Source organism: uncultured Cardiobacterium sp., from assembly GCF_938028185.1.
Lineage (GTDB): Bacteria > Pseudomonadota > Gammaproteobacteria > Cardiobacteriales > Cardiobacteriaceae > Cardiobacterium.
The window spans coordinates 1-5847 of sequence record NZ_CALJAH010000248.1 but is presented as its reverse complement, the minus strand read 5'-3'; the positions used below and the strand labels follow the sequence as shown (position 1 = coordinate 5847).

The 5847-nt window shown below is 58.4% G+C and carries 4 protein-coding genes; all 4 read left to right on the top strand.

Going from position 1 to position 5847, the window contains the following annotated elements; genetic code table 11:
• The first annotated feature begins 403 nt into the window (after positions 1–403).
• The 4 genes from Q0349_RS07180 to pgmB all read left to right on the top strand — a co-directional run bounded on the left by Q0349_RS07180 (position 404) and on the right by pgmB (position 5795).
• Positions 404–1762: an SLC45 family MFS transporter gene (locus Q0349_RS07180; protein WP_298080191.1), complete on the top strand. Its 1359-nt coding sequence runs from the start codon at positions 404–406 to the stop codon at positions 1760–1762.
• A complete protein-coding gene (locus Q0349_RS07175; RefSeq protein WP_298080190.1) occupies positions 1762–2739 on the top strand; it encodes a galactose mutarotase in 978 nt (325 codons plus the stop codon). Before Q0349_RS07180 ends, Q0349_RS07175 begins: the two co-directional genes overlap by 1 nt.
• A gap of 1 nt (position 2740) precedes the next feature.
• A complete protein-coding gene (locus tag Q0349_RS07170; protein WP_298080189.1) occupies positions 2741–5005 on the top strand; it encodes a glycoside hydrolase family 65 protein in 2265 nt (754 codons plus the stop codon).
• A gap of 127 nt (positions 5006–5132) precedes the next feature.
• Positions 5133–5795: a beta-phosphoglucomutase gene (pgmB, locus tag Q0349_RS07165; protein WP_298080188.1), complete on the top strand. Its 663-nt coding sequence runs from the start codon at positions 5133–5135 to the stop codon at positions 5793–5795.
• Positions 5796–5847: the final 52 nt, after the last annotated feature.

The window sequence follows — 5847 nt, the reverse complement described above, 5'->3', positions numbered from 1 at the left end:
TGATGGAATAAATCATGTCGCGCAGTTGCTGGCGGTCCAGCGGCGGCAGGTTGAGACGCTTGATATCGCCGTCCCGGTCATCTCTCCGGCTTTCTGCCTGACTGCAAAATCCCGCCAAGCGGCGTAAATACTGGATCTATCAAGCGGCGTTAGTCCTACCTGTTGCCACATATGCAGATGTTATCCCCTGATAATCATCACTCCTGTCTTTGCGAAAATAACCGTGGAATTTCTAGATTTTTTTTACTATTTCCGTTAATCTTATTCAAGATTTATCAATCGTAGGGGGTGGAGAATCTTGTTTTTACCGGAACTTTAAAATTATTAAAGCGTTTTCCCACGGAATGATTAATCACCGGAATGCCGCAATCAGGAGCATTCCGCCCATCAGAGGAGTTTTCTTATGTTGGAACCCACCCCGCAAACGGCGCAGCAAGGCCTGCCCACGCTGCCCCAAAGTACTATCTGGATGATCAGCTTCGGTTTTCTCGGCGTGCAGACGGCCTTCACCCTGCAAAGCTCGCAGATGAGCCGCATTTTCCAAACACTCGGCGCTGACCCGCACAGTCTCGGCTGGTTCTTTATCCTGCCGCCGCTGGCGGGTCTTTTGGTACAGCCCATCGTCGGCCATTATTCGGACCGCACTTGGGCGCCACGTCTCGGTGGTCGCCGCCTGCCGTATTTGCTGTATGGCGCGCTGATTGCCGTGCTGGTCATGATTTTGATGCCGAACTCCGGCAGTTTCGGCTTTGGCCCGCTTGCCGCGCTGGTATTTGGCGCGCTGATGATTGCCCTGCTGGATGTGTCGTCCAACATGGCAATGCAGCCGTTCAAGATGATGGTCGGCGATATGGTTAACGACGAGCAGAAGAGTTATGCCTACGGTATTCAGAGTTTTCTCGCCAATGCCGGTTCGGTGATTGCCGCCGTGTTGCCGTTCGTGTTCGCCTATATCGGTCTTGCCAATACCGCACCACAGGGCGTAGTGCCGCAGACGGTGGTGGTCGCGTTTTATGTCGGCGCGGCGCTGCTCGTCATCACCAGCGCCTTCACGATTTTCAAGGTGAAGGAGTACGACCCTGCCACTTATGCGCGTTATCACGGTATTTCGGTGCAGGACAATCAGGACAGGGTGAGCTGGCTGACGCTGCTGAAAACCGCGCCCAAGGCCTTTTGGACGGTGTCATTGACGCAGTTTTTCTGCTGGTTTGCCTTCCAGTATTTGTGGACGTATTCCGCAGGCGCGATTGCCGCCAATGTCTGGCAGACCACAGACGCCGCTTCTGCCGGTTACCAAGAAGCGGGCAACTGGTACGGGATGCTGGCAGCGGTGCAGTCCATCGCGGCAGTCGCGTGCTCGTATGTGCTGGCGAAGGTGCCGAACCAGTTCCATAAACACGGTTATTTTGCCTGTCTGGCGCTGGGTGCGCTGGGTTTCCTCTCCATCGCCTATGTCGGCAATAAATATGTGCTGATTCTGTCCTTTATCCTGGTCGGCATTGCCTGGGCGGGGATCATCACGTACCCGCTGACGATCGTGACCAATGCCCTTTCCGGCAAACATATGGGCACCTACCTCGGTCTCTTTAATGGCTCGATTTGCCTGCCGCAGATTGTCGCTTCGCTTATGAGTTTCGGCCTCTACCCGTTATTGGGCGGCACACAGGCCAATATGTTTATTGCCGCCGGGATTATCCTGCTCGCTGGCGCGTTTTCGGTGTTCCTGATTAAGGAAACGCACGCCAAGACGGATCACGCCTGATGGATGCGCTGTCCAAACCGTTCGGCACCCTGCACGGGGTGCCGGTGGTCGGCTATTACCTGGAAAATGCGCGCGGCACACGGGTGTGTGTGCTCAATCTTGGCGGTATCGTCCAGGATTACTCGCTGCGCACAGATACTGGCCGCCTGCCGCTGGTCATCGGCTACGACAACGCCGCCGATTATGTGCAGAACCCGTTTCAGATTAACAAGCAGATTGGCCGCGTCGCCGGACGCATCGCCGGGGCCGCATTCGACCTCTTCGGCAAACCCTGCCGCGTGGAGGCGAACGAAGGGCGTAACGCCCTGCACGGCGGTTCGCACGGGCTGGCGGGGAGGCTCTTCACCGTGCAGCGGCTGGATGCGCAGTTACTGCGCCTCAGCACGACCGTGACCGCGACGCAGGACGGCTATCCCGGCGACCTTGAACTCAGCATTGATTACCAGCTTGACGCAGATGACCGTCTCATCCTCCGCTACGAAGCGACGGCGCACGGCGACACCGTGTTTGACCCGACCCTGCACATCTACTGGCGCCTGCCGCGCGGCCTGCACGGCTGCACCCTGCATATCCCGCAGGGCGAACATATCGCCGTCAATGCGGAAAAACTGCCGCTCAATGCAGACGACAACCCCGCTTACGACTTCCGCGACGCGCGTGCGCTGGATGATGCCGTGCGCGCAAGCGGGGGTTTTGACGACATCTACCGCATCCCCGCTGACATCCGCCAGGCAGCAGCCATCCTGAGCACCCCCGACTACCGCGTCCGCCTCTATGGCGACCGCAACGGCCTGATTATCTTCACCGCTGCGCCACAGGACGGTACCGCGCATGACGCGGGCACTTACGACGCACTCGCCACCGAACTGCAAACCCTGCCCAACAGCCTGCACCGTCCCGAATACGGCGACATCCGCCTCAAAGACGGCGCGCGCCACCAATCCACCATCATCTTCCAACCCGAAAGAGGACACTGATATGTACCTGAGAATCATGGAAATCCACCCCTGGAGCATCCGCAGCACCAAACTGGAAAAAGAACACAAGCGCCTGCAAGAAAGCCTGACCAGCCTCGGCAACGGCTATATGGGCATGCGCGGCAACTTCGAAGAAACCTACAGCGGCGACAGCCACCTCGGCACCTACATCGGCGGCGTGTGGTTCCCGGACAAAACCCGCGTCGGCTGGTGGAAAAACGGCTACCCCAAATACTTCGGCAAAGCCATCAACGCCTTGAATTACAGCAAAGTCGCCATCTACGTTGACGGTCAGGAAGTTGACCTCGGCAAACACGCCCCCACCGACTTCGTCCTTGAACTCGACATGCACACCGGCGTCCTGCACCGCCAGTTCACCCTCTTTGGCGTCCAGTTCCGCATCAGCAAATTCCTCTCCGTCGCGCAAAAAGAACTGGCGCTCATCCGCTGGGACATCACCGCCACCGACGGCAAAACCCACAAAGTACGCATCGACGCCGTCATTGACGCCGACGTGAAAAACGAAGACGCCAACTACGAAGAAAAATTCTGGCAAGTACTGGCGCGCGACGTTGCCGCCGACCGTGGCAGCATCGCCACCCAAACCGTCGCCAACCCCTTCGGCGTCGACCAATTCATCGTCAACGCCGAACAAACCTTCGCCGGCGACTTCACCGCCACCGGCCATGACAGCAGCGACTGGCGCGTGACCAACCGCTTCGAAGCCGAAGTGGGCGCGGCGCCGAAAACCTTTGAAAAACGCGTCATCATCACCACCAGCCGCGACTACGACGGCCTCGCCGCCGTACAAAAAGCCGGACGCGACCTCTCCGCGAAAATCAGCGGACAAAACCACGCCGACCTCCTCGCCGCCCACGAAGCGGGCTGGAAACAGCGCTGGGATATCGCCGACGTCGTCATCAGCGGCAACGACGAAGCCCAACAAGGCATCCGCTTCAACCTCTTCCAGCTATTCGCCACCTACTACGGCGAAGACGCCCGCCTCAACATCGGCCCGAAAGGCTTCACCGGCGAAAAATACGGTGGCGCCACCTACTGGGACACCGAAGCCTACGCCGTACCACTCTACCTCGCCCTGGCCGAGCCGAACGTCACCCGCAACCTGCTCAAATACCGCCACAACCAGTTGCCGCAGGCCCAGCACAACGCCCGTCAGCAAGGCCTCGCCGGCGCACTCTACCCGATGGTTACCTTCACCGGCGTCGAATGCCACAACGAATGGGAAATCACCTTTGAGGAAATCCACCGCAACGGTGCCATCCCTTACGCCATCTACAACTACACCAACTACACCGGCGACGACAGCTACCTCGCCAAAGAAGGTCTGGAAGTGCTGGTCGAAGTCTCGCGCTTCTGGGCGGATCGCGTCCACTACTCCAAACGCCACGGCAAATACATGATCCACGGCGTGACCGGGCCGAACGAATACGAAAACAACATCAACAACAACTGGTACACCAACACCCTCGCCACCTGGGTACTGCAATACACCCTGGATGCCCTGCAAAAACACCCGCGCCCCGACCTCAACGTCAGCGACGCCGAGCGCGGCAAATGGCAGGACATCATCGCGAACATGTACTATCCCGAAGACAAAGAACAGGGCATCTTCGTCCAGCACGACGGCTTCCTCGACAAAGACATCCGCCCCGTCTCCGCCCTCTCGCCGGACGACCTGCCGCTGAACCAGAAATGGTCGTGGGATAAAATCCTGCGCTCGCCCTTCATCAAACAGGCCGACGTCCTACAAGGCATCTACTTCTTCGGCGACCGCTACACCCTCGACGAAAAACGGCGCAACTTCGACTACTACGAACCGATGACCGTGCACGAAAGCTCGCTGTCGCCCTCCATCCACGCCATCCTCGCCGCCGAACTCGGCAAAGAAGCCAAAGCCGTGGAAATGTACCAGCGCACCGCCCGCCTCGACCTCGATAACTACAACAACGACACCGAAGACGGCCTGCACATCACCTCCATGACCGGTTCATGGCTGGCCATCGTCCAGGGCTTCGCACAAATGAAAACCTGGGGTGGCACTCTCAGCTTTGCGCCCTTCCTGCCATCAGACTGGACAGGCTACACCTTCCATATCAACTACCGTGGCCGCCTGATAAAAATAGAAGTGGACGGCAAAAACGTCACCCTGCGCCTGCTCAAAGGTGACGCCCTGCCGCTTAAACTCTACGGCGAAACCCTGACCCTGAAAGACAGCCACAGCGCGCCACTGCAAAAAAACGGGTAAAAAACCACAGAGAAAAATCCCTTCCCCCGCTTGCGGGGGAAGGTGTCGCGCAGCGACGCAAAGGGGAAGACTATGCGCAAACCCTGCGTACGCCACTTGACGAATCTCTCAACACAGGAGAACAACCATGACCTACCAAGCCGTCCTCTTCGACCTTGACGGCGTCATCACCGACACCGCCGAATACCACTACCTGGCCTGGAAAAAACTCGCCGAAGAACAGGGCATCCATATCGACCGCGCCTTCAACGAACAACTCAAAGGCGTCTCGCGTGACGATTCCTTGCGCCGCATTCTCGCCCACGGCGGCAAAAGCGTGGACGATGCCGAATTTGCCCGCCTGACCACACGCAAAAACGACAACTACGTCGAAATGATTCAGGCCGTCCGTCCTGAAGACGTGTATCCGGGCATCCTCGCCCTGCTGCAAGCCCTGCGCGCGGCGGGCAAAAAAATCGCACTGGCCTCGGCGAGCAAAAACGGCCCCTTCCTGCTCGAAAAAATGCAGCTCACCGCCTACTTCGACGCCATTGCCGACCCTGCCGCCGTCGCCCACTCCAAACCGGCGCCGGACATTTTCCTCGCCGCCGCGCAAGGCGTGGGGGTGGACATCCACGACTGCATCGGCATTGAAGACGCCGCCGCCGGCATCACCGCCATCAAAGCCGCCGGTGCGCTGCCTGTCGGCGTGGGCAAAGCAGAAGACCTGGGTAGTGACATTGCCCTCGTCCCCGATACTGCCCACCTGACTCTCGCCTATCTAGATGAAGTTTGGGCGGCGCTGCATTGAAGCATCAATGCGACAAACAAAAATAAAAAGCCCCATGATGGAGCCTTTTTTC

Coding starts and splice junctions, on each gene's coding strand:
- Q0349_RS07180 (WP_298080191.1), top strand. CDS start 404: ATGTTGGAACCCACCCCGCAAACGGCGCAGCAAGGCCTGCCCACGCTG.
- Q0349_RS07170 (WP_298080189.1), top strand. CDS start 2,741: ATGTACCTGAGAATCATGGAAATCCACCCCTGGAGCATCCGCAGCACC.
- pgmB (WP_298080188.1), top strand. CDS start 5,133: ATGACCTACCAAGCCGTCCTCTTCGACCTTGACGGCGTCATCACCGAC.
- Q0349_RS07175 (WP_298080190.1), top strand. CDS start 1,762: ATGGATGCGCTGTCCAAACCGTTCGGCACCCTGCACGGGGTGCCGGTG.